Source organism: Citrobacter sp. Ce119 (genome assembly GCF_030334525.1).
GTDB classification, from domain to species: Bacteria; Pseudomonadota; Gammaproteobacteria; order Enterobacterales; family Enterobacteriaceae; genus Citrobacter; species Citrobacter europaeus.
Window position 1 is genome coordinate 52,857 of the sequence record NZ_JAOWDR010000031.1, and the last position, 20,887, is coordinate 73,743.

Genomic DNA, 20,887 nt, shown 5'->3' on the forward strand with positions numbered 1-20,887 from the left:
GCGTCTTCTCCGGCCTACAAGTCTGGCGTCACGGTTAGCTACGTTTGCTCAAAATCTCTTTTTCATAGGCGCGCACGCTTTCCAGCCACTGGCTACCCGCTGGCGTGTCGTGGCGCTGGCAATACATCTCCCAGACGGCCTGCCACGGCAGTGATTTTTGCTCTTCCAGCAGGGCCAGGCGTGCGGTGTAGTCGCCGCTGGCTTCAAGCTGACGCAGTTGTTCGGTCGGTTCTAACAGCGCGCGCAGCAGCGCTTTTTTCATATTGCGAGTGCCAATCACCCACGCGGCGATGCGGTTAATGGAAGCGTCGAAGAAGTCGAGGCCAATGTGTACGCGGTCGAACAGGTTGTGGCGGACGATCTCGCTGGCAATTGCCTGAGTTTCATCATCCAGCAGCACAACATGATCGCTGTCCCAACGCACCGGACGGCTGACGTGTAGCAGCAGGCGCGGTACGTACAGCATGGTGGCGGAGATTTTGTCGGAAATTACTTCGGTCGGATGGAAGTGACCCGCATCCAGGCATAGCGCGGTTTGACGGCTGGTGGCGTAACCCATATAGAACTCGTTGGAGCCCACGGTGTAGCTTTCAGCGCCGATGCCAAACAGTTTGCTCTCAACGGCATCGATATGGTGCGCCGGGTTGAGTTTCTCGCTGATCACCTCGTCCAGTGCTTCCAGCAGGCGCTGGCGCGGCGCTAAACGGTCAACGGTGATGTCTTTCATGCCATCCGGGATCCAGATGTTCATCACCGACGGTGTACCCAACTGCTCGCCAAAATACGCCGAGACGCGACGGCTGGCTTTGCAGTGATCAATCCAGAACTGGCGAATGGTGTCATCGGCGTGGGCCAGCGTGAAGCCGTCAGCGCTCAGCGGGTGAGAGAAGCAGGACGGATTGAAATCCAGCCCTAACTGGTTCGCTTTCGCCCACTCAACCCAGTTTTTGAAGTGTTCCGGTTTGATTTGGTCGCGGGCAACCGGCGTATCCGATTCCAGATAGATCGCGTGCAAATTCAGGCGTTTTGGTCCCGGAATCAGGCTTAGCGCTTGCTCCAGATCGGCCCGCAGTTCGGTGGCGTTACGCGCTTTGCCCGGATAGTTGCCGGTAGCCTGAATACCGCCGGTGAGCGAGCCTTCCGGATTCTCGAAACCGGCGACATCATCGCCCTGCCAGCAGTGCATGGAGACCGGCAGACGATCGAGCTGGCGCAATGCCGCCTCGACATCAATGCCTACCGCGGCGAAACGCAGTTTTGCCAGTTCCCAGGCTTGTTCAAGTTGAGTGGTCATGCGCAAAGCTCCTTTGTCTGTCGTAGTGATTGAAACTGCGCCTGGTAGCGGGCAATTTCACTTTCAGGATTTGGAATAAAGGTGGTCAGGTCGTAGTTGGCGCGTACTACCTGACGGAAATCATCGACGTTGTTAAGCTCGTCCAGCGTCATCAACTGGATGCCGATATTGCCGAGCGTGGAGGCCTCAATCGGGCCGGACATAACGCGAATCCCGCAGGCATCCGCGCACAGTTGGTTCAGTAAGACGTTCTGGCAGCCACCACCGACGATGTGCAGTTGGCTAAACGCTGCGCCTCGCAGCTGCGCCAGTTCTTGCAGAATATCGGCGTATAGCAACGCCAGACTGTCGAAGATACAGCGCGCCAGTTCGGCGTTTTGCAGGGGAACGGGTTGGCCCGATTCACGACAGGCTGCCTGAATTTCAGCACTCATATTGTCGGGATTGATAAAGCGATCGTCGTTCGGGTTTATCAGGAACTGGCAGGCCGGCAGCGCTTGCGTTTCGGCGATAAGCGTTGGCAGATCGGTAATCTGGCGCTCTTTTAAAACGCGCTGGAGCAGCCATAACCCCATAATATTTTTCAGTACGCGGTAGCGCCCTTCCGCGCCCCCTTCGTTGGTGATGTTCGCCGCCAGCGCCGCATCGTTGGTATACGGTGTTCTGCTCTCAAAACCCATCAGCGACCAGGTACCGGAAGAAAGATACGCGCTGTTTTTGTCGGCCAACGGCGAAGCAATTACCGCACTGGCGGTGTCGTGACTGGCGACGGCCACGACCGGAATGCGATTTTTCTGTGGGCAAATCCAGTGGCCAATTACGTTCCCCGGGTGCGTCGGGCGACCAAACCAGGCTTTGTCTGCCCCGGTCCACGCCAGCAGCGTGTCATCCCAGTCGTCGGTGTTGATATTGACGAGCTGCGTAGTGGTGGCGTTGGTGTATTCCCAGTTCATTTCACCGGTCAGGCGAAAGCTGAAGTAATCGGGGATCAGCAGGGCATGAGCCACCTGCGGGAGCAGTTCTGGCTGCTGTTCAACCAGTGCACGCAGCTGATACAACGTGTTAAAGGGCAGAAACTGAATGCCGCTGCGGCGATAAATTTCACCTTTACCCGGCTGCGTCATCGCCTGCGCCATAATGCCGGCTGTACGGCTGTCGCGGTAAGAGACCGGCAGACCAACACGCTGACCAGCGTTATCGATCAGGACGTAATCTACGCCCCAGGTATCAATGCCGATGCTGTCTATCCGAATGCCTTCATCACAGACTTTTTTCAGGCCAAGACGAATGTCATTTTCCAGGCTGTCGATGTCCCAGGTATCAAAACCGTCAGTTTTTTGCAGACAGTTAATGAAGCGGTGGATTTCACGCAGCGTCAGGGTGCGGTGTTCACTGTCGTAACGCGCCAGCATTACGCGCCCACTGGATGCGCCGAGATCGACAGCGACACAATGGCGAAAAGTCATAGCGAGGTCCTTCTGAGTTTTATTGCACTCAGTCTAAGAACCCCTGATAAAGCGTACCTTCTTGACAGTGACAGCCCCAATTAGTGGCTGGCAACACGGCAAAGGTGAACGTGATGTTGTTCACAGTTTCCGCTAATAGCGCGGATTTTGGCGGATGTGACGCCTTCCGCATTTCCCGATCTTTCCCGCCATTTCTTGAAGAATTAACCGTGTTTACGCACTTTGGCGTCAAAAATTTAAGGTGAGGGTAGTAACCCTTAATTACTATTCAGCCATATTCGTTAATCAGGGGGAGCCGTCATGACCGTACTGCATTGCGTGGATTTTTTTCCGACAGGTAAAGCGCCAGTGGCTATTGAACCACGCCTTCCTCAACCCGCATTTCCTGAGCATCATCATGATTTTCATGAAATTGTAGTGGTCGAGCATGGCACGGGGATCCATGTGTTTAACGGACAGCCTTACACCATTAGCGGCGGGACGGTGTGTTTCGTCCGCGATCATGACAGGCATTTATATGAACATACTGACAATCTGTGCCTGACCAACGTTCTGTATCGCTCTCCGGATGCGTTTCAATTTCTGGCTGGGCTGAATCAGCTTTTGCCTCAGGAACAAAATGGGCAGTATCCCTCCCACTGGCGCGTAAACCAGGGCGTACTGCAGCAGGTTCGTCACTTGGTGGGGCAGATGGAGGCGCTCGGCGAGGGGATGGATACGCCGACGGCGGCAAATCGCGAGATCCTGTTTATGCAGTTACTGGTGCTGCTGCGTAAAAGCAGCCTGATGGAAGCGGCCACTGATAACGACGCGCGGCTTAATCTTCTGATGGCGTGGCTGGAAGATAACTTTGCCGACGAGGTGTGTTGGGAGGCGCTGGCCGAGAAGTTTTCGCTCTCTTTACGCACTTTGCACCGCCAGCTTAAACAGCAGACAGGACTAACGCCGCAGCGCTACCTTAACCGTCTGCGGCTCATTAAAGCCAGGCATCTGCTTCGTCACAGTGATGACAGCGTGACAGATATCGCTTATCTCTGCGGTTTCGGCGACAGTAACCACTTTTCGACGCTTTTCCGCCGTGAGTTCGAGTGGTCACCGCGCGATATTCGTCAGGGGCGCGACCTTATTGCGGGAAGCAGCCTTCAGTAACGCGAAAGCTATCAACGTTTTTTATCGCCGAATCTCAGATAATCATGTCCCTCAACGCCGGATGGCGGCTACGCCTTATCCGGCCTACGTGTCACGTAATCTGTAGGTCGGATAAGGCGTAGCCGCCATCCGACAGGGAATATTGTGATGGCGAACCATCTGGTCCTTCTGAAATCAGACTTTTTTGCGCATGAAAAGCAGGCGGTCGCTGTGGCCGATCGTTATCCGCAGGATGTCTTTGCTGAACATACTCATGAGTTTTGCGAACTGGTACTGGTCTGGCGCGGCAATGGGTTACATGTTCTCAACGAACGTCCGTACCGGATAACCCGTGGCGATCTGTTTTACATTCGCGCCGAAGATAAACACTCCTACACTTCCGTTAACGACCTGGTGTTACAAAATATCATCTACTGCCCGGAACGATTGACGCTGAATGTTGACTGGCAAGGGGCGATCCCCGGCTTTAACGGTACGCCGCGGCAGCCGCACTGGCGTCTCGGTAGCGTTGGTATGACCCAGGCCCGGCAGGTGATAAGCCAGCTTGAGCATGAAAGTAATCAGCGTGATGTGCAGGCTTTTACCATGGCGGAACTGCTGTTCGGGCAACTGGTGACGCTCCTTAAACGCCATCGTTACGCCACAGATACGCTCCCGGTGACATCGAGTGAAACGCTGCTGGATAAACTGATCACCGCGTTAGCCGGTAGCCATGAGCATGCGTTCGAACTGGATAAGTTTTGCGAGCGTGAACGGTGCAGCGAGCGCGTTTTGCGCCAGCAGTTTCGCAGTCAGACCGGGATGACCATCAACCAGTATCTGCGCCAGGTGCGGGTCTGTCATGCTCAGTATCTGCTCAAGCATAGCCGGTTGATGATTAGTGAGATTTCTATGCGCTGCGGCTTTGAGGACAGTAACTACTTTTCGGTGGTGTTCACGCGCGAAACCGGGATGACGCCGAGCCAGTGGCGTCATCTCAGCACTCAAAACAATTAGCTGGCCATTCCCAGACCCACAATGTTTGCCGCGACAATGATCACCACGCAGCCAAGGCTTAGCACGCTGACCGGACGGCGTCCTGCATTGCTCCACTCTTTCATGATCAGGCCCACGATGCCACCGCACAGGACGTAGAAGCTCATGTGCAGCATCCAGCTCATGTAGTCATATTGCGCCGGAATTTTGGCATGGCCCCAGGCGTAAAAGAAGAACTGGAGATACCACATCAGACCAGCAAGCGCCGAGAACAGGATGTTGCTGATAATCAGCGGTTTGGCTAACGAGAAGTCGGCTTTTACTGACAGGTTTTTCATTTTTGCCAGACGAATGAAGCAGTATCCCAGATTGATCACCGCGCCGCCGCCCATGATGACGACGTAGCTGGGCAGGGCGACATACAGCGGATCGATACCGAGCGCAGCAGCGGCTTCGTGCATGGGTTTAGCCGCATCCATCGCAAAGGACATCCCTGCGGAGAAAAAGCCGCACATCACCGCCAGTATCAGACCTTTTTTCAAATTGAACTCTTCGGCTTTGATGCCCATCTTGCGCTCTTTTAACTGTCCGGCGCGGGTAACAATCGCCACACCGATCAGGGCGACCAGCACACCGAGCAGGGTCATACGCCCACCAGGTGTGCCGATGAGCACGTCAAATTTACCGGCAATGATTGGCGTCATTAAGGTGCCAACAATCAGCGTAATACCGATAGCGATCCCGATCCCCATCGACATCCCGAGGTAACGCATGGTCAGACCATAGTTGATGTTACCAATCCCCCACATGGCACCGAACAAAAATACCGGCAGCAGTGTGGACGCGCTGAATGAACTGTAATAGGTCCAGAAGTCCGGCAGCAGGATCGCGCTGACGAGCCAGGGAAGGATCAGCCATGAAACAAAACCACCGATGGACCACATGGTTTCCCAGGACCAGTGTTGTACCTTTTTAAAGGGGGCATAGAAACAAGCGGCACTAGCGGCACCGATAAGATGCCATATTATCCCCATCGTAATTGCGTTACCCATTCTGTTTCCTTTTGAATTATCGATTTGGCAGGATGAAAATCACCCGTTTTGATGTTCAAAAGTCTAAAGAGTGAGCAATGAATTAACCTTCAGCATGCTGCCGCGTGATGAGTAATGCTGGCAAAATTCAGGGGATGAAAGGGATGTTGATCACAAATGCGGCTCCGCCCCTCTTTTTTTGAGAAGGGCGGAAATATCGAGGATTAGCAGATTCTTACTGCCTGAATACCCAGTAGCCAGGCGAGTTTTTCCAGCACCTCACCATGATGCCCCAGGCCAATGCTGCAATGATGAGCGGGGCCGCCCATGCACCACTGCGTGGTGAACTCGCGAGCCGATAATGGGAAGCGATAGCGGCTGTTGGTGTTGCCGATATCCAGGACTTCACCTGCCACCGCTTCACCTTCGGCATACTGTAAACGCACCCCATTTTCAGCATCTTCAATTACCGAAAGAAAGGTTACCGGGCCAGCTTTCACGGTCATCTGAATAGACACACCTTTACCGGGTTTGCCATGATAAACCGGCAACGGCACCAGATTTACCGGACCATCCGCCATCAACGGGTGTGCCGGACCATCATGTCCCCATAAAACAACATCATCGGTAAATTCAATACCATAGGGTTCTGAAAATGATCCGCCAGCGCCCAGAAGTTGCTGAATTTTCATCGCCAGCACATTTTTGATTTCATATTCTCCCGCTACGGGAATACCACGGTGGGTGAGCAGCGTGTTGCCGAGAATAATTGAGGTGATGATGTTCTCGTAAGCGTTACCGTTACGACCTTCATAGTAATAAGCGAGTGCACCGAGTTTATTCTGGGCAATCAGTTTATCCATGGCGCAGGCAGTGGTGATTGCCCGGCCAAGCTCTGCAGGTTCGCATGCCGCATCCAACTGAAGCACACGGTGCATTTCCTGTTGTTTGGCGTTGAAGTCTGCTTCGCTGACCTGCTCGCGGTATTCCGCCAGCTCACACATCTCCAGTGGCTTAAAGCGGACGCCCATTTTGGCGGACAAATTCGTCATATTGCTGTAAACGTCCACCATGCCGTCATAATAGTGTCCGAGGACGCCGACCTGACAACTTGCCAGCATTTGACGAGCGTTAAGGGCTTGCAGCCACTGCGAAGTTTGTTGCCAGACGTACTCATCGCCCTGTAATGCACCAACGATCAATTGAAAGCGGATATTCGCACGGTTAAACACGTTTGCCAGTTCGGGGGCGCTGCAGGCCTGACAGTGCGCCAGCCACTCTCCAGTTCGCCCGCCCCGATCGGGGATTTGACGGATAGTTGAATAGGGCAGCCCTGGCTCTGGCTGTAGGGCCAGAATAATGACCGGTTTATTGATACTCTGCACAAGGGGTAGCACCGTTGAGCTGAGCGCGTAGGTGCTGATGTAAAGGCAGACTGCATCGACTGGTTGTTGCTGCAACCGTTTGATAAGGGCATCGGCTTTATTGACGTTATCAATCAGGCCGCCATTAATGACGGTGGCTTGTTGCGCCGTCAGACGCTCATCAATTGTTTGCAGGTAGCCCTGAAGACGTGATTCCAGGCCTGTAAACTGGGGCCAGTATGTGTCGAGACCGATACCGAAAAGGGCGATATTGACAGACATAGCAAGATTTCCTTGTGAGATAATTCGCAAACTATCTCGTGCTTTATCTCCCATGTCCTTCATGTCGCTGCCTGTTTTCTACCCAGGTTGGCAAAATTCGCCTGATTTTCCTAATGATGCTCACACTTTTACCGCATAATAACCCTGTAAAGAGTACGGCATTGATAATCATTTTCAATATCATTTAATTAACTATAATGACCCAACTGCTTACGCGGCGTTAACACTGGCCGCCCGACAATACTGGAGATGATTATGAGTTATACACTGCCATCCCTGCCGTACGCTTATGATGCCCTTGAACCGCACTTCGATAAGCAGACGATGGAAATCCACCATACCAAACACCACCAGGCTTACGTAAACAACGCGAACGCTGCGCTGGAGAGCCTGCCTGAATTCGCTAGCCTGTCTGCTGAAGAACTGATCGCTAAACTGGATCAACTGCCAGCAGACAAGAAAACTGTTCTGCGCAATAACGCGGGCGGCCACGCTAACCACAGCCTGTTCTGGAAAGGTCTGAAAACCGGTACTACGCTGCAGGGCGATCTGAAAGCGGCTATCGAACGTGACTTCGGTTCCGTCGACAACTTCAAAGCTGAATTTGAAAAAGCTGCGGCAACCCGTTTTGGCTCCGGCTGGGCGTGGCTGGTTCTGAAAGGTGACAAGCTGGCTGTTGTTTCCACCGCTAACCAGGATTCTCCGCTGATGGGTGAAGCTATCTCTGGCGCTTCCGGCTTCCCGATCGTGGGCCTGGACGTTTGGGAACACGCTTACTACCTGAAATTCCAGAACCGTCGCCCGGACTACATCAAAGAGTTCTGGAACGTGGTGAACTGGGACGAAGCTGCCGCGCGTTTCGCAGCGAAAAAATAAGTTCTACGCATTAACGAAACCCCTACAGGCGATGCTTGTGGGGGTTTTTTTGTGATCAAACTCAATATAAAAACGATGATCCACTTAAATTGAAACAAGGTTTTATTATGCGAGTGGGATCACTTTTATAGTCTCTATGAATGTCTATCTTCTTTCCATCAAGACGGGCGCATCTCAAAAGCAAGATGCAATCGCCCATAAAAATTGCCCCATTTTTATGTCTACAGGTGATGGAAATGCAGATCAAACGAACGATAGAGAAAATCCCAGGCGGTATGATGCTGGTGCCGCTTTTCCTGGGCGCGTTGTGTCACACCTTTTCCCCCGGCGCCGGGAAATATTTCGGCTCCTTTACCAACGGTATGATCACCGGTACGGTACCTATCCTGGCAGTCTGGTTCTTTTGCATGGGGGCGTCGATTAAGCTAAGCGCTACCGGCACCGTGCTACGTAAATCAGGCACGTTGGTCATCACCAAGATTCTGGTGGCATGGGTGGTCGCGGCGATTGCTTCACGTATTCTGCCGGAACATGGTGTGGAGGTCGGATTCTTCGCCGGGCTGTCTACGCTGGCGCTGGTGGCCGCTATGGATATGACCAACGGCGGGCTGTATGCCTCGATTATGCAGCAGTACGGCACCAAAGAAGAGGCCGGAGCGTTTGTCCTGATGTCGCTGGAGTCTGGCCCGCTGATGACGATGGTGATTTTGGGAACCGCCGGGATCGCGTCGTTTGAACCGCACGTGTTTGTGGGGGCTGTATTACCGTTTCTGATTGGCTTTGCGTTGGGGAATCTGGACCCCGAGTTGCGCGAGTTCTTCAGCAAAGCGGTGCAGACGCTGATCCCTTTCTTTGCTTTCGCATTGGGTAACACCATTGATTTAAGCGTGATTGCGCAAACCGGAGTACTGGGTATTCTGCTGGGTGTCGCGGTGATTATCATCACCGGTATTCCCTTGATTATCGCCGATAAACTGATTGGTGGCGGTGATGGTACGGCGGGGATTGCGGCCTCCAGCTCAGCGGGTGCGGCGGTCGCCACGCCGGTGCTGATTGCGGAAATGGTTCCGGCATTTAAACCGATGGCGCCAGCAGCGACTTCCCTCGTTGCCACGTCAGTGATTGTGACCTCCATTTTGGTGCCGATTATCACGTCTATCTGGTCGAAAAGAGTTAAAGCCAGGGCGGCGGAAATTGATATTCGTGGTACCGTGAAATAAATCTCTTAAGCCGGATGGTCTGCGCCATCCGGCTTAACGAGTTAACCTTCTACGATAAATACTTCATCGATTGTCCGACATTCGCTCTCGTTCAACTCTCCGCCAGCATTACGTGACACGCCGGTGCAATAGCCAAACTTACGCGATACCACGGTTTTGATGGTGGTGATAAAATCTTCGCCAATGGCGTAGATGGACATGTAGGTGCCAATTTGGTCCTGAATATCGCGAAGCGCTGCCAGGTCGCCCTGCTTAAACGCTTCCCGCGCGCTGACAAACAGTTCCGGCATGACGTTGTTTAATCCTGAAATAATCCCCGCACCGCCTGCCAGCAGGTTAGGAATGTAGTATTCGTCATAGCCGGACAGCACGGCAAAATCCTCACGCACGGCGCGGGTAGTCTGAATCATACTGCGGGTATGGGACTGACAGTCGACGGTATCTTTAATGCCTGCGAAGTTGGGAAATTCATCGACGAGGGTGGCAACCAGTTCGGGGGTTAAATCGCAGCCGGTACGTGCCGGAAAGTTATAGGCAAACCATTTACCGCTGAGTTTCTGTCCCAACTGACGGAAGTAGCTCAGCAGCTGTTTTGCCGTTTGCCCATAGTAGTAAGGTGGGAGGATCATCACAGCGTCGTAACCGGCGCGATACGCTTCCTGCGCCATCAACAGCACATCATTCTGGCAGGTGGATGAGACGTTGGCGACCATCTTCAGCGAGCTCATGGCGCGGGCTTCGCGGATCAGCACTAGCCTTTCTTCGAGCGTAAAGGAGGCAAATTCCCCGATGCTGCCCATCAGCAAAATCACGTCGATTTTGGCCTCGGTTAGGCGTTTGAGATGTTGGCTCAGACCGTTAAGATCGATCCTGCCGTCATTGTCCATTGGCGTAATGGAAGGACACCAGACGCCCGCAAATTGCGATTGACCAGTCACGTTGTCGACTCCTTATTTGAAATGATGTTTCAAAACCAGCTTACATTGATAGCATGTGTCCCTAACTTTCATGTGAACCGTGCTCTCATTTTGAGCGACTGGGGTAAAATAAATGTGGTGTAATGGGGGAAATTTATCGGGAGAGGGAACAGATGCGATATCCGGTCGATGTTTTTACTGGCAAGGTTCGGGACTACACGGGAAGCCGTCCCAGCGCGATTGCTAAAGTCCAGGTTGACGGTGAGTTGATGCTGACCGAACTGGGGTTGACGGGTGATGAGCAGGCGGAAACAAAAATTCACGGCGGGCCGGATCGCGCGCTGTGCCATTATCCGCGTGAACACTATCAGCACTGGAGACAAGAGTTTCCGGAGCAGGCGGAGCTATTTGTCGCCCCCGCGTTTGGCGAGAATCTCTCTACTGAGGGGCTAACGGAAGAGAATGTCTTTATTGGCGACATTTTCCAGTGGGGAGATGCGCTGATTCAGGTCACGCAGCCGCGCTCGCCGTGCTTTAAGCTGAATTTCCATTTTGGCATCAGCGACATGGCCAGCCAGATGCAGGATGCGGGCAAGACGGGCTGGCTGTGCAGCGTCATCGCTCCCGGTCAGGTGTCGGCAGACGCGCCGTTGATCCTGGCATCACGCGTCAGCGACGTCAGCGTACGGGAGGCGATTGCCATTGCCTGGCATATGCCGTTTGATGACTCGCAATATCATCGTTTACTGTCGGCTGCCGGGTTATCCAAAAGTTGGACCAGAACGATGCAAAAACGTCGTTTAAGCGGCAAGATCGAAGACAATTCCCGCCGTTTGTGGGGAAAATAAACCCACCTCTATCTTGCAATTAAATCAGGTGGCAACACCTGATTTACTCTCTCATGCTCGTTATCTCTGCGTACTGAAGCGGGTAAAAACCTGCCTGTCACAACACGCTTTCTGCCCATTCTTGATACCTGGTCCACAAAAAGAAACTCTGCGTTGAAAAAAAACTTGAGTATTTCCGGCACTCAAATATCTTAGCTTCAAATTGGTTTAAACCAGATGGGCGAGATGAAAAAGAAAAACAATGTTGATGTGCTCAGAGAGCGCTTTGAAAGCTGGTTAAACGAAAATAATTTGCCAGCAGGATCCAAATTGCCCTCGGAAAGAGAGTTATGCGAGCTGCTGGATGCGAAGCGCATGACCTTACGTCAGGTTCTGATTGAGCTTGAGATCGATGCGCGTATTTTCCGCAAGAACCGCAGTGGTTGGTTTATTTCATCGAAACGATTTATTTATAACCCCAAATCACTTTCCAGTTTCAATGCCGAAGCCTGTGCTCAGGGGCGTAAACCTTTTTGGGATTATTTAACCAAAGAAACCATTGAGACGGTCCCGCATCATGTTGATGATGTTTTTCTCTCCACCGGTGAGCGCTATTTAGTTACCGGCTGGTGTGGTCTTGATTCACATAAAGTGTTTTACCATGAGTCCTACATTGATGCTGATGTTGCACCAGGATTCATAAACAAACTGGGCAATCAATCTTTTTCCAGCGTCTGGGAAGATGCGTTTGGTCATATTTTAAATATCAAAGAAATGATTTTTAAACCGGTCAATATGCCAGAAGTGGCGTGCAAAGAACTGGGCGTTGCGCCTAATACGTATGGAATTTTAGTAGAAAAACATCGGGCTACCCGAGATAAAAAAGTGGTTCAGGTTGATTTTGAATACTGGCGACTTGAATCAGTGGAACTTGTTATTCGTGATGAATGAGAAAACTATGGGAAAATGTAACCAGAAACTTCTTGCTGAACGTGCGAGAAATATACCACTGTACCTACATGCTTATGCCTTTCATCTGAATATGCGCTATGAGAGAGTCCTCCCTGGCGATCTTCTGGATATTGCGCATCAGCAGCAATTAAAGGGTGTGAAAATACATGTTGAGGATGGTGAATCCCAGTCACTGCAGAAAATAAACGATCGGCAGTTACACAATTTTAAAGAACAGGCTAAAAAATATAACCTGGATGTGCATATCGAAACCAGCGCATCGGACCAGGCGACATTAACGGATGCAATTCGTATTGCTGTGGCAACTGGCGCAACGTCAGTTCGTTTCTACCCGCGCTATGAAGGGCATCTCAACGACGTTATGGCGAAGATTGCCAATGATCTTGCGTGGTTGTCTCAGTATGATGATTGTGGCCTGAGCTTTACCATTGAACAGCATGAAGATCTACAGGGTCATGAGCTGGTGACGCTGGTTAATAATAGTGGAATGAAGAATCTCTCTATTCTTTTTGATTTTGGCAACATGATTAATGCCAATGAGCAGCCGCTTTCTGCGTTAGAGGTCATGTCTCCTTTGATCACTCAGGTACATATTAAAGACGCAAAGATTATTAAAGAAGGTAAAGGCTGGGGGCATGAGGCTTGTCGTTCAGGATACGGTGATTTACCCATGGAAGAGATGCTCAAAGCATTATTACTCTTGGGAGAAGATAAACCACAAGTACATGCTTTTGGTCTGGAAGAAGAAGTTGAATATTATGCACCCGCATTTCGTTTTGATGATGAAGGTGATAATCCCTGGATCCCATGGCGCGATGCAAGTTATACGCCGCTACCCGACGCTGACATGATTGATGCGCGATTGGCGCAGGAAAAAGAACATGCTCTGGCTCAAATAAAATACATTCGTGACTTGTGTAATAAATTTATAGGTAATCAATAACTTTCATAATTTTACTAAATGCGAAAAGAGTTATGAAAATAACTCTACAGTTTTATTAATTATATAAATTAATCTAAATATTTCTCTCAACAAGCAATGAGGGTTTACTCATGTTCATGAATAAATGGGCAAGGCTCTGTTTTTTGATTTTAGGCGGCGGCACAATATTTAAACTTTCAAGTATGAAGGATGTTTTCTATGTGCCAATGCAAAGCGACTGGGGTTTAACTAATACGCAAATTGGCCTGAGTTTTACGGTTTATACTATTGTTCAGACAACCGGGCTTTTTCTTTCGCTTTATATCGCTGACCGTTATTCCAAGAAAATATTATTACCATTCGGTCTCATCGGCGTAGGACTTTGCGGCTTATATCTGGCAACGCTGCCGTCATTTACTGGTTATCTCATTTGCTTTGCCGCAATGGCATTCTTTGCCGATGTGGTTTACTGGCCGGTATTGCTGAAAGCCGTGCGTCTGCTGGGCACAAAAGAAGAACAAGGACGCATGTTTGGCTTTTTAGAAGCCGGACGCGGCGTGGTGGATGTCATCGTCGCATCTGGCGCTCTGTTTGTCTTCGTCCAGTTTGGTGAAGGTAAGGCGGGGATGCAGGCGGGTCTGTTGTTTTATACGGTCATTACGCTGGCGGCGGGCATTGTGACGTACTTTATTGTCGATGATGACAAAGTGAAAGGCGGCGAGAAAACCAGCGCCAATATGGAAGTTTTAAAGGGAATCAAACATGTGTTGTCCTGCCCTAACGTCTGGCTGGCTTCTTTAGGGATTTTCTTTGTTTACGCCGCATACTGCGGGCTGACTTACTTCATCCCGTTCTTAAAAGATATCTACATGCTGCCGGTAGCGCTCGTCGGGGCGTACGGCATCATCAACCAGTATGCGTTGAAAATGGTGGGAGGACCGATTGGTGGGCTGCTGGCGGATAAAGTTGCCAAATCGCCGACGGTATACCTGAAGTGGACGTTTTTGATCTCCGCCGTTGCGATGCTTGTTTTCATGCAGTTACCGCATCAAACAATGAACGTATACATCGGTATGGTAGCAACATTAGGATTTGGGGCGATTATCTTCTCCCAGCGCGCCATTTTCTTCGCGCCGATGGATGAAATTGGTACCCCACGTGAGTATGCCGGTTCGGCAATGGCATTTGGCTGTATCATCGGTTATATGCCCGCTATGTTTGCATACACGTTATACGGCTACTTACTGGATACCAATAGCGGCATCACGGGCTACAACTACGTCTTTAGCGTGATGATTGCGTTCAGCTTAATGGGCTTTATCTGTTCGACAATTCTGGTGAAGCGGATTAAAAAGCAAAAGCTAGCAGCTGCAGCGGCAACAGCATAAAGTGAGAGCTTCCCCGGCACGAGGTTACCGGGGAAGCCTGTTAAGCGCGTTTGTACAGCGGCAACCAAATCACCAGCCGTAAACCACCCAGTGGGCTGTCTTCGGCCTTCACCCAGCCACGATGCTGCTGGATTGCGGTTTCAACAATCGCCAGACCCAGACCTGTTCCGCCAGACTCGCGATCGCGCGCCTCATCGGTACGATAGAACGGACGGAAAATCTGTTCCCGGTCTTCAGGGCTAACGCCCGGGCCATCGTCATCTACAGTGATGGTAATCCCGTCGATATCCACCGCGAAGCCAACTTCAATCTTCGTGTGTGAATAACGCAGGGCATTGCGCACAATGTTTTCCAGCGCGCTTTCCAGCGCATTTGGGTTGCCGTATAGCGGCCAGGGACCCGGCGGGAAATTCACCGTGAGCGATTTACCCATCTGCTCGGCTTCAAAGGCGGCGTTATCCAGCACTTCGCCCCACAGCTGATTGGCTTTCACCGTTTCACTGACCAGCGCGTTTTTCTGCTGATTACGCGACATCACCAGCAGGTCGTTGATCATGCTGTCCAGCCGATGCGCTTCTGTTTCAATACGCTCCAGCTCTTTACTTTCACCGCTGCGACGGCGCAGCAGCGCGGTACCCAGCTGCAGACGCGTCAGTGGCGTTCTCAACTCGTGAGAGATGTCCGACAGCAGGCGCTGCTGCGTGGTCATCATTCGCTCCAGCGCCGTCACCATCTGGTTAAAGCTGGCGCCTGCCGCCAGAAACTCCTGCGGACCGGCTTCCAGCTCCGGATGCTGACGCAGGTTGCCCTGGGCCACTTCATCCGCCGCGTTTTTCAACTTACGCGCTGGTTTCGCCAGACTCCAGGCAAGCCAGAGCAATAGCGGAGAGCTGACTAACATGGTGACGATCAGCAACAACAGCGGTCGGTCAAACAGCAGGTTGATAAAGTCAGATTGTGAGCTGCTGGCTGGTCGAATGAGATACAGCTGGTAGTTATCTTCACCGTCTCTGACGGAGAAAGGCCCGACCATCTCAACGCGACCGTATTTTTTCTTTTGCGGATGGTCGGCGTTATCGGCCTGACCAATAAAGTTACGAATGATCTGCATTTCGTTGCGTTCTGCGCCGATCACGCGTCCTTCCGTCGTAACAAGCAATAACCGCTGTCCTGGCGGCGCCCACTTGTCTATCGCCCGAAACAAGCGACGCCACCACATCAAATCGTTGGGTGGGTCGTTCGCCAGTTCAGCTTCAACGTGTTGCTCAATCATCAACCCCTGGCGCTGCTCGCTGTCCAGTAGCTCGGTCATCTGGCGTGAATCGAGCTTGGGTAACATCAGTACCAACATCAACACCAGTGCCAGCGTCAACCAGAAGATGGCAAAGATGCGTGCGGTTAAGCTCCCTATCATGAAGCGGAGACCATCAGGTAGCCGCGACCGCGCAGGGTTTTAAACCACGGGTGTCCGTCTTTACGCTCTGGCAGCTTACGACGCAGGTTCGAGATATGCATGTCGATCGCGCGATCGAAAGGCGTCAGGCGTTTGCCCAGCACTTCCTGGCTCAGGTGTTCACGCGAAACCACCTGGCCGAGATGCTGTGCCAGCAAATAGAGCAGGGTGAATTCGGTGCCGGTTAACTCCAGGGTTTGCCCGTCAAAGCTGGCTTCCTGGCGACCCGGATTAAGGCTTAACGCATCCACTTCCAGCGTCGGCGAACCGTTGTCGCTGTTCTGCTGCTGTTCGCTCCAGTGTGAGCGACGCAGAATAGCGCGGATGCGCGCGACCAGTTCACGGTCGTTAAACGGTTTGGGTAAATAGTCGTCCGCGCCCAGCTCAAGGCCAAGTACGCGATCCAATTCGCTGCCGCGAGCGGTCAGCATGATTACGGGTGTCTGGTGTGTCTGACGAAGTGCTTTCAGCGTATCGATGCCGTTTTTCTTTGGCATCATGACGTCGAGCAAAAGTAAATCGATGCTGTCATCCAGAAGCTCGAGCGCCTGTTCCCCATCATGGGCAACCAGCACATCGAAACCTTCCATTTCGAGCAACTCCTTTAACAGGGAAGTCAGCTCTCGGTCATCATCAACTAACAGGATTTTATTCATTGTTTACGTACCTCCGAGGCAGAAATTACGTCATCAGGCGTCGCTAATCTATGACTTTACGTTGTTTTACACCCCCTGACGCATGTTTGCAGCCCGAATCGTAAACTGTCTCTCGTTGAATCGCGACAGAAAAGATTTTGGGAGCAAGTGATGGGCAAAGTTACCGCTGCCGTCATGGCCTCAACGCTGGCATTCAGTACTTTAAGCCATGCAGCTGAAGTCGTCACAGGCGATCACTGGCACCTGGGTGAAGGCTCCGCGCAACGCAGCGTTCAGAGCCACATGTTTGACGGTATCAGTTTAACCGAACATCAACGTCAACAGATGCGAGATTTAATGCAGCAGGCAAGACACGAACAGCCTCCTGTTAATGTTAGCGAAATGGAGACAATGCATCGCCTTGTCACCGCAGAGAAATTTGATGAAAGCGCTGTGCGCGCTCAGGCAGAAAGAATGGCGCAAGAACAGGTTGCCCGCCAGGTTGAAATAGCCAAGGTCCGCAACCAGATGTATCGCCTGTTAACGCCCGAGCAGCAAGCGGTTTTAAATGAGAAACATGAACAACGAATGGAGCAACTGCGCGACGTAGCGCACTGGAAAAAAAGCTCATCGTTGAATTTATTGAGTAGTAGCAACTCACGTTCCCAGTAGTAACCCTGTTTTCCTTGCCATAGACACCATCCCTGTCTTCCCCCACATGATGTGGGGGTTTTTTTTGCCCAAAATTTGTCACTCGGTTATTGCCTGACTGTTTTACTTCATCCGTTATACTAGCGGCATATCCTGGCAGGAGTGTTTATGAATCAAACCTATGGGCGGCTGGTTAGCCGGGCGGCAATCGCGGCGACCGTGATGGCATCGCTGTTACTTTTGATCAAAATTTTTGCGTGGTGGTACACCGGATCGGTCAGTATTCTGGCAGCGCTGGTGGATTCTCTGGTGGACATCGCGGCCTCGTTAACCAACCTGTTGGTGGTGCGCTATTCGCTGCAGCCCGCAGATGATGAGCATACGTTCGGACACGGAAAAGCGGAATCGCTGGCGGCGCTGGCGCAAAGCATGTTTATTTCCGGTTCGGCGCTGTTTTTATTCCTGACCGGGATTCAGCATCTCATCCAACCTACGCCGATGAAAGATCCTGGCGTCGGGGTGATTGTCACCATCATTGCGTTGGTGTGTACAATCATTCTGGTCTCGTTTCAGCGCTGGGTAGTAAAACGCACGCAAAGTCAGGCCGTCAGGGCGGATATGCTTCATTATCAGTCTGATGTTATGATGAACGGTGCGATTCTCGTGGCGCTTGGGCTGGCATGGTACGGCTGGCATCGCGCAGATGCCTTGTTTGCGCTCGGGATTGGCATCTATATTTTATATAGCGCATTACGCATGGGGTATGAGGCGGTACAGTCTTTATTGGATCGTGCTTTACCCGATGAAGAACGTCAGGAAATTATTGATATTGTGACGTCATGGCCCGGAGTCAGCGGCGCTCACGATCTTCGCACGCGGCAGTCAGGGCCGACCCGCTTTATTCAGATTCATTTGGAAATGGAAGATAATCTGCCGCTCGTTCAGGCGCATTTAGTGGCTGAACAGGTTGAGCAGGCAATTTTACGGCGTTTCCCGGGATCGGATGTCATCATTCATCAGGATCCTTGTTCGGTCGTACCCAAGGAAGGCAAGATGTTTGATCTTTCATAATTCGTTGTAAAAAAAGTGAACCGGGCCAGCATTTTGTGTATAAATTACCACCATTTGGCCTGACCTGAATCAATTCAGCAGGAAGTGATTGTTATACTATCTGCATATTCGTTGGATCGTTTCGATATGCGGAATCGACTTCCGGCAGCAGATTTCATTTTGCATTCCAAAGTTCAGAGGTAGTCATGATTAAGAAAATCGGTGTGTTGACAAGCGGCGGTGATGCGCCGGGCATGAACGCAGCAATCCGTGGTGTTGTACGTGCAGCGTTGACGGAAGGGCTGGAAGTCATGGGGATCCATGATGGCTACCTGGGTTTGTATGAAGACCGTATGGTTCAACTTGACCGCTACAGCGTGTCCGACATGATCAACCGTGGTGGTACGTTCCTCGGTTCTGCTCGCTTCCCGGAATTCCGCGACGAAAACGTGCGTGCGGTGGCTATCGAAAACCTGAAAAAGCGTGGCATTGACGCGCTGGTTGTTATCGGTGGTGACGGTTCATACATGGGGGCAAAACGCCTGACTGAAATGGGCTTCCCATGCATCGGTCTGCCGGGCACTATCGACAACGATATCAAAGGTACCGACTACACCATCGGTTACTTCACCGCTCTGGGTACCGTAGTTGAAGCAATTGACCGTCTGCGCGATACCTCTTCTTCTCACCAGCGTATTTCCATCGTTGAAGTGATGGGCCGCTACTGTGGCGATCTGACCCTGGCGGCAGCGATTGCCGGCGGTTGTGAGTTCGTGGTGGTTCCGGAAGTAGAATTCAGCCGTGACGATCTGGTTGCTGAAATCAAAGCCGGTATCGCGAAAGGTAAAAAACACGCGATTGTAGCGATCACTGAACACATGTGTGACGTTGACGAACTGGCGCATTACATCGAGAAAGAAACCGGCCGTGAAACGCGTTCAACCGTACTGGGTCACATCCAGCGTGGTGGTTCTCCGGTTCCTTATGACCGTATTCTGGCGTCCCGTATGGGCGCGTATGCCATTGAACTGCTGCTCGAAGGTCACGGTGGCCGTTGCGTAGGTATTCAGAACGAAAAACTGGTTCACCATGACATCATCGACGCTATCGAAAACATGAAGCGTCCTTTCAAAGGTGACTGGCTGGATTGCGCGAAAAAACTGTACTGATTGTATTTTTTGCGCGCCTGATGGCGCTTCGCTTATCAGGCCTACAGGTTGCAGAAACGTGTAGGCCGGATTAGGCGCTAGCCGCCATCCGGCAATCCCTCAGATTTATTCCTTGAAGTTATAGCAAATCTTTTTTTATTCTTTAATGTTTGGATCGCTTTCTGGCACGCTTTGCTCATCACAACACCACATAAGAGAGCTGGGCGATGAACAAATGGGGCGTAGGGTTAACATTATTGCTGGCATCGACCAGCGTTCTGGCAAAGGATATTCAGTTACTTAACGTATCGTACGATCCAACGCGTGAACTGTACGAGCAGTACAATAAGGCCTTCAGCGCGCACTGGAAGCAGGAGACGGGTGACAACGTCGTGATCCGCCAGTCACACGGTGGTTCGGGTAAACAGGCGACCTCCGTCATCAACGGCATTGAAGCCGATGTCGTGACGCTGGCACTGGCTTACGACGTAGATGCCATTGCTGAACGTGGTCGAATTGATAAAAACTGGATCAAGCGCCTGCCGGATAACTCCGCGCCGTATACCTCCACCATCGTGTTCCTGGTCCGCAAAGGCAATCCTAAACAAATTCATGACTGGAACGATTTGATCAAACCTGGCGTGTCGGTCATTACGCCGAATCCGAAAAGCTCCGGTGGCGCACGCTGGAACTATCTGGCGGCATGGGGCTATGCCTTGCACCACAACAACAACGATCAGGCCAAGGCACAAGACTTCGTGAAAGCCCTGTATAAGAACGTTGAAGTACTGGATTCCGGTGCGCGTGGCTCAACCAATACCTTCGTTGAACGCGGTATCGGTGATGTACTGATCGCCTGGGAAAACGAAGCGCTACTGGCAACGAACGAGCTGGGTAAAGACAAATTCGAGATAGTGACGCCGAGTGAATCTATCCTCGCGGAGCCGACCGTTTCCGTGGTCGACAAAGTCGTGGAAAAGAAAGACACCAAAGTGGTGGCAGAGGCTTACCTGAAGTATCTCTACTCCCCGGAAGGCCAGGAAATTGCAGCGAAAAACTACTATCGTCCACGTGATGCTAACGTTGCGAAGAAATACGAAAACGCATTTCCGAAGCTGAAGCTGTTCACCATCGACGAAGAGTTTGGCGGCTGGACGAAAGCGCAGAAAGAGCACTTCTCTAACGGCGGTACGTTCGACCAGATCAGCAAACGATAAATAAATCTGTGATTTACCGACCCGGTGGCTTAATGCGACCGGGTTTTTTA

General features: G+C 51.6%; 19 protein-coding genes. 12 read left to right on the top strand and 7 right to left on the bottom strand.

From position 1 onward, the window contains the following. Window positions 1–34: 34 nt before the first annotated feature. Together rhaA and rhaB are read right to left on the bottom strand one after the other, a co-directional pair. Window positions 35–1,294 carry an L-rhamnose isomerase gene (gene rhaA, locus OGV80_RS02480; RefSeq protein ID WP_200001670.1) on the bottom strand — a complete coding sequence of 420 codons (1,260 nt, stop codon included), beginning with the start codon at window positions 1,292–1,294 and terminating at the stop codon, window positions 35–37. Next, entirely contained in the window at window positions 1,291–2,760 is a 1,470-nt protein-coding gene (gene rhaB / locus OGV80_RS02485; protein WP_043018901.1) for a rhamnulokinase, read from the bottom strand. Before rhaB ends, rhaA begins: the two co-directional genes overlap by 4 nt. A gap of 300 nt (window positions 2,761–3,060) precedes the next feature. Between rhaB and rhaS the strand changes: the two genes are divergently transcribed. Further along, window positions 3,061–3,909 carry an HTH-type transcriptional activator RhaS gene (rhaS, locus tag OGV80_RS02490; RefSeq protein ID WP_043018902.1) on the top strand — a complete coding sequence of 283 codons (849 nt, stop codon included), beginning with the start codon at window positions 3,061–3,063 and terminating at the stop codon, window positions 3,907–3,909. A 147-nt stretch (window positions 3,910–4,056) separates the two neighbouring features. Next, a complete protein-coding gene (gene rhaR, locus OGV80_RS02495) occupies window positions 4,057–4,905 on the top strand; it encodes an HTH-type transcriptional activator RhaR (protein ID WP_286513521.1) in 849 nt (282 codons plus the stop codon). On the opposite strand, the gene rhaT is transcribed toward rhaR, so the two are convergent. Together rhaT and OGV80_RS02505 are read right to left on the bottom strand one after the other, a co-directional pair. Further along, complete coding sequence (gene rhaT, locus OGV80_RS02500) at window positions 4,902–5,936, bottom strand: L-rhamnose/proton symporter RhaT (protein ID WP_003028737.1); 1,035 nt, start codon at window positions 5,934–5,936, stop codon at window positions 4,902–4,904. The two genes, rhaR and rhaT, sit on opposite strands and share 4 nt — an antisense overlap. Window positions 5,937–6,139: 203 nt before the next feature. Next, complete coding sequence (locus OGV80_RS02505; protein ID WP_213733660.1) at window positions 6,140–7,561, bottom strand: L-fucose/L-arabinose isomerase family protein; 1,422 nt, start codon at window positions 7,559–7,561, stop codon at window positions 6,140–6,142. Window positions 7,562–7,816: 255 nt separating this feature from the next. On the opposite strand from OGV80_RS02505, the gene sodA reads away from it, so the two are divergent. Continuing rightward, window positions 7,817–8,437 (top strand): superoxide dismutase [Mn], encoded by a 621-nt coding sequence (gene sodA / locus OGV80_RS02510; protein WP_043018905.1) that lies wholly within the window; start codon window positions 7,817–7,819, stop codon window positions 8,435–8,437. Between the two features lie 236 nt (window positions 8,438–8,673). Next, complete coding sequence (gene kdgT, locus OGV80_RS02515; RefSeq protein WP_043018906.1) at window positions 8,674–9,657, top strand: 2-keto-3-deoxygluconate transporter; 984 nt, start codon at window positions 8,674–8,676, stop codon at window positions 9,655–9,657. Window positions 9,658–9,698: 41 nt separating this feature from the next. On the opposite strand, the gene OGV80_RS02520 is transcribed toward kdgT, so the two are convergent. Then, the gene (locus OGV80_RS02520) at window positions 9,699–10,595 is read right to left on the bottom strand and encodes a dihydrodipicolinate synthase family protein (protein ID WP_286513523.1); all 897 of its coding nucleotides are present in this window, start codon (window positions 10,593–10,595) and stop codon (window positions 9,699–9,701) included. 152 nt (window positions 10,596–10,747) lie between these two features. On the opposite strand from OGV80_RS02520, the gene yiiM reads away from it, so the two are divergent. The 4 genes from yiiM to OGV80_RS02540 all read left to right on the top strand — a co-directional run bounded on the left by yiiM (window position 10,748) and on the right by OGV80_RS02540 (window position 14,683). Beyond that, window positions 10,748–11,422: a 6-hydroxyaminopurine reductase gene (gene yiiM, locus OGV80_RS02525; RefSeq protein WP_043018908.1), complete on the top strand. Its 675-nt coding sequence runs from the start codon at window positions 10,748–10,750 to the stop codon at window positions 11,420–11,422. 225 nt (window positions 11,423–11,647) lie between these two features. After that, window positions 11,648–12,352 (top strand): GntR family transcriptional regulator, encoded by a 705-nt coding sequence (locus OGV80_RS02530; protein ID WP_047407429.1) that lies wholly within the window; start codon window positions 11,648–11,650, stop codon window positions 12,350–12,352. A 7-nt stretch (window positions 12,353–12,359) separates the two neighbouring features. After that, window positions 12,360–13,316: a sugar phosphate isomerase/epimerase family protein gene (locus OGV80_RS02535; RefSeq protein ID WP_286513552.1), complete on the top strand. Its 957-nt coding sequence runs from the start codon at window positions 12,360–12,362 to the stop codon at window positions 13,314–13,316. 116 nt (window positions 13,317–13,432) lie between these two features. Then, a complete protein-coding gene (locus OGV80_RS02540) occupies window positions 13,433–14,683 on the top strand; it encodes an MFS transporter (protein ID WP_087050728.1) in 1,251 nt (416 codons plus the stop codon). Between the two features lie 40 nt (window positions 14,684–14,723). Here OGV80_RS02540 and cpxA read toward each other — a convergent pair whose 3' ends face one another. Then, complete coding sequence (gene cpxA, locus OGV80_RS02545) at window positions 14,724–16,097, bottom strand: envelope stress sensor histidine kinase CpxA (protein WP_003028758.1); 1,374 nt, start codon at window positions 16,095–16,097, stop codon at window positions 14,724–14,726. Then, on the bottom strand, window positions 16,094–16,792 hold the full coding sequence (gene cpxR / locus OGV80_RS02550) for an envelope stress response regulator transcription factor CpxR (protein WP_005121756.1): 699 nt from the start codon (window positions 16,790–16,792) through the stop codon (window positions 16,094–16,096). Before cpxR ends, cpxA begins: the two co-directional genes overlap by 4 nt. 150 nt (window positions 16,793–16,942) lie before the next feature. Between cpxR and cpxP the strand changes: the two genes are divergently transcribed. The 4 genes from cpxP (at window position 16,943) to sbp (ending at window position 20,837) form a co-directional block, all read left to right on the top strand. Next, window positions 16,943–17,443, top strand: coding sequence for a cell-envelope stress modulator CpxP (cpxP, locus tag OGV80_RS02555; protein WP_043018911.1), 501 nt, complete (start codon window positions 16,943–16,945; stop codon window positions 17,441–17,443). Window positions 17,444–17,590: 147 nt separating this feature from the next. Next, on the top strand, window positions 17,591–18,493 hold the full coding sequence (fieF, locus tag OGV80_RS02560) for a CDF family cation-efflux transporter FieF (protein WP_043018912.1): 903 nt from the start codon (window positions 17,591–17,593) through the stop codon (window positions 18,491–18,493). Window positions 18,494–18,678: 185 nt separating this feature from the next. Beyond that, on the top strand, window positions 18,679–19,641 hold the full coding sequence (pfkA, locus tag OGV80_RS02565) for a 6-phosphofructokinase (protein ID WP_006686196.1): 963 nt from the start codon (window positions 18,679–18,681) through the stop codon (window positions 19,639–19,641). 206 nt (window positions 19,642–19,847) lie between these two features. After that, window positions 19,848–20,837, top strand: coding sequence for a sulfate/thiosulfate ABC transporter substrate-binding protein Sbp (gene sbp / locus OGV80_RS02570; protein WP_043018914.1), 990 nt, complete (start codon window positions 19,848–19,850; stop codon window positions 20,835–20,837). Window positions 20,838–20,887 lie beyond the last annotated feature (50 nt).

Excerpts from the sequence above, each read along its gene's own strand:
- rhaA (WP_200001670.1), bottom strand. The coding sequence starts at position 1,294 with ATGACCACTCAACTTGAACAAGCCTGGGAACTGGCAAAACTGCGTTTC.
- rhaB (WP_043018901.1), bottom strand. The coding sequence starts at position 2,760 with ATGACTTTTCGCCATTGTGTCGCTGTCGATCTCGGCGCATCCAGTGGG.
- rhaS (WP_043018902.1), top strand. The coding sequence starts at position 3,061 with ATGACCGTACTGCATTGCGTGGATTTTTTTCCGACAGGTAAAGCGCCA.
- rhaR (WP_286513521.1), top strand. The coding sequence starts at position 4,057 with ATGGCGAACCATCTGGTCCTTCTGAAATCAGACTTTTTTGCGCATGAA.
- rhaT (WP_003028737.1), bottom strand. The coding sequence starts at position 5,936 with ATGGGTAACGCAATTACGATGGGGATAATATGGCATCTTATCGGTGCC.
- OGV80_RS02505 (WP_213733660.1), bottom strand. The coding sequence starts at position 7,561 with ATGTCTGTCAATATCGCCCTTTTCGGTATCGGTCTCGACACATACTGG.
- sodA (WP_043018905.1), top strand. The coding sequence starts at position 7,817 with ATGAGTTATACACTGCCATCCCTGCCGTACGCTTATGATGCCCTTGAA.
- kdgT (WP_043018906.1), top strand. The coding sequence starts at position 8,674 with ATGCAGATCAAACGAACGATAGAGAAAATCCCAGGCGGTATGATGCTG.
- yiiM (WP_043018908.1), top strand. The coding sequence starts at position 10,748 with ATGCGATATCCGGTCGATGTTTTTACTGGCAAGGTTCGGGACTACACG.
- OGV80_RS02530 (WP_047407429.1), top strand. The coding sequence starts at position 11,648 with ATGAAAAAGAAAAACAATGTTGATGTGCTCAGAGAGCGCTTTGAAAGC.
- OGV80_RS02535 (WP_286513552.1), top strand. The coding sequence starts at position 12,360 with ATGGGAAAATGTAACCAGAAACTTCTTGCTGAACGTGCGAGAAATATA.
- OGV80_RS02540 (WP_087050728.1), top strand. The coding sequence starts at position 13,433 with ATGAATAAATGGGCAAGGCTCTGTTTTTTGATTTTAGGCGGCGGCACA.
- cpxA (WP_003028758.1), bottom strand. The coding sequence starts at position 16,097 with ATGATAGGGAGCTTAACCGCACGCATCTTTGCCATCTTCTGGTTGACG.
- cpxR (WP_005121756.1), bottom strand. The coding sequence starts at position 16,792 with ATGAATAAAATCCTGTTAGTTGATGATGACCGAGAGCTGACTTCCCTG.
- cpxP (WP_043018911.1), top strand. The coding sequence starts at position 16,943 with ATGGGCAAAGTTACCGCTGCCGTCATGGCCTCAACGCTGGCATTCAGT.
- fieF (WP_043018912.1), top strand. The coding sequence starts at position 17,591 with ATGAATCAAACCTATGGGCGGCTGGTTAGCCGGGCGGCAATCGCGGCG.
- pfkA (WP_006686196.1), top strand. The coding sequence starts at position 18,679 with ATGATTAAGAAAATCGGTGTGTTGACAAGCGGCGGTGATGCGCCGGGC.
- sbp (WP_043018914.1), top strand. The coding sequence starts at position 19,848 with ATGAACAAATGGGGCGTAGGGTTAACATTATTGCTGGCATCGACCAGC.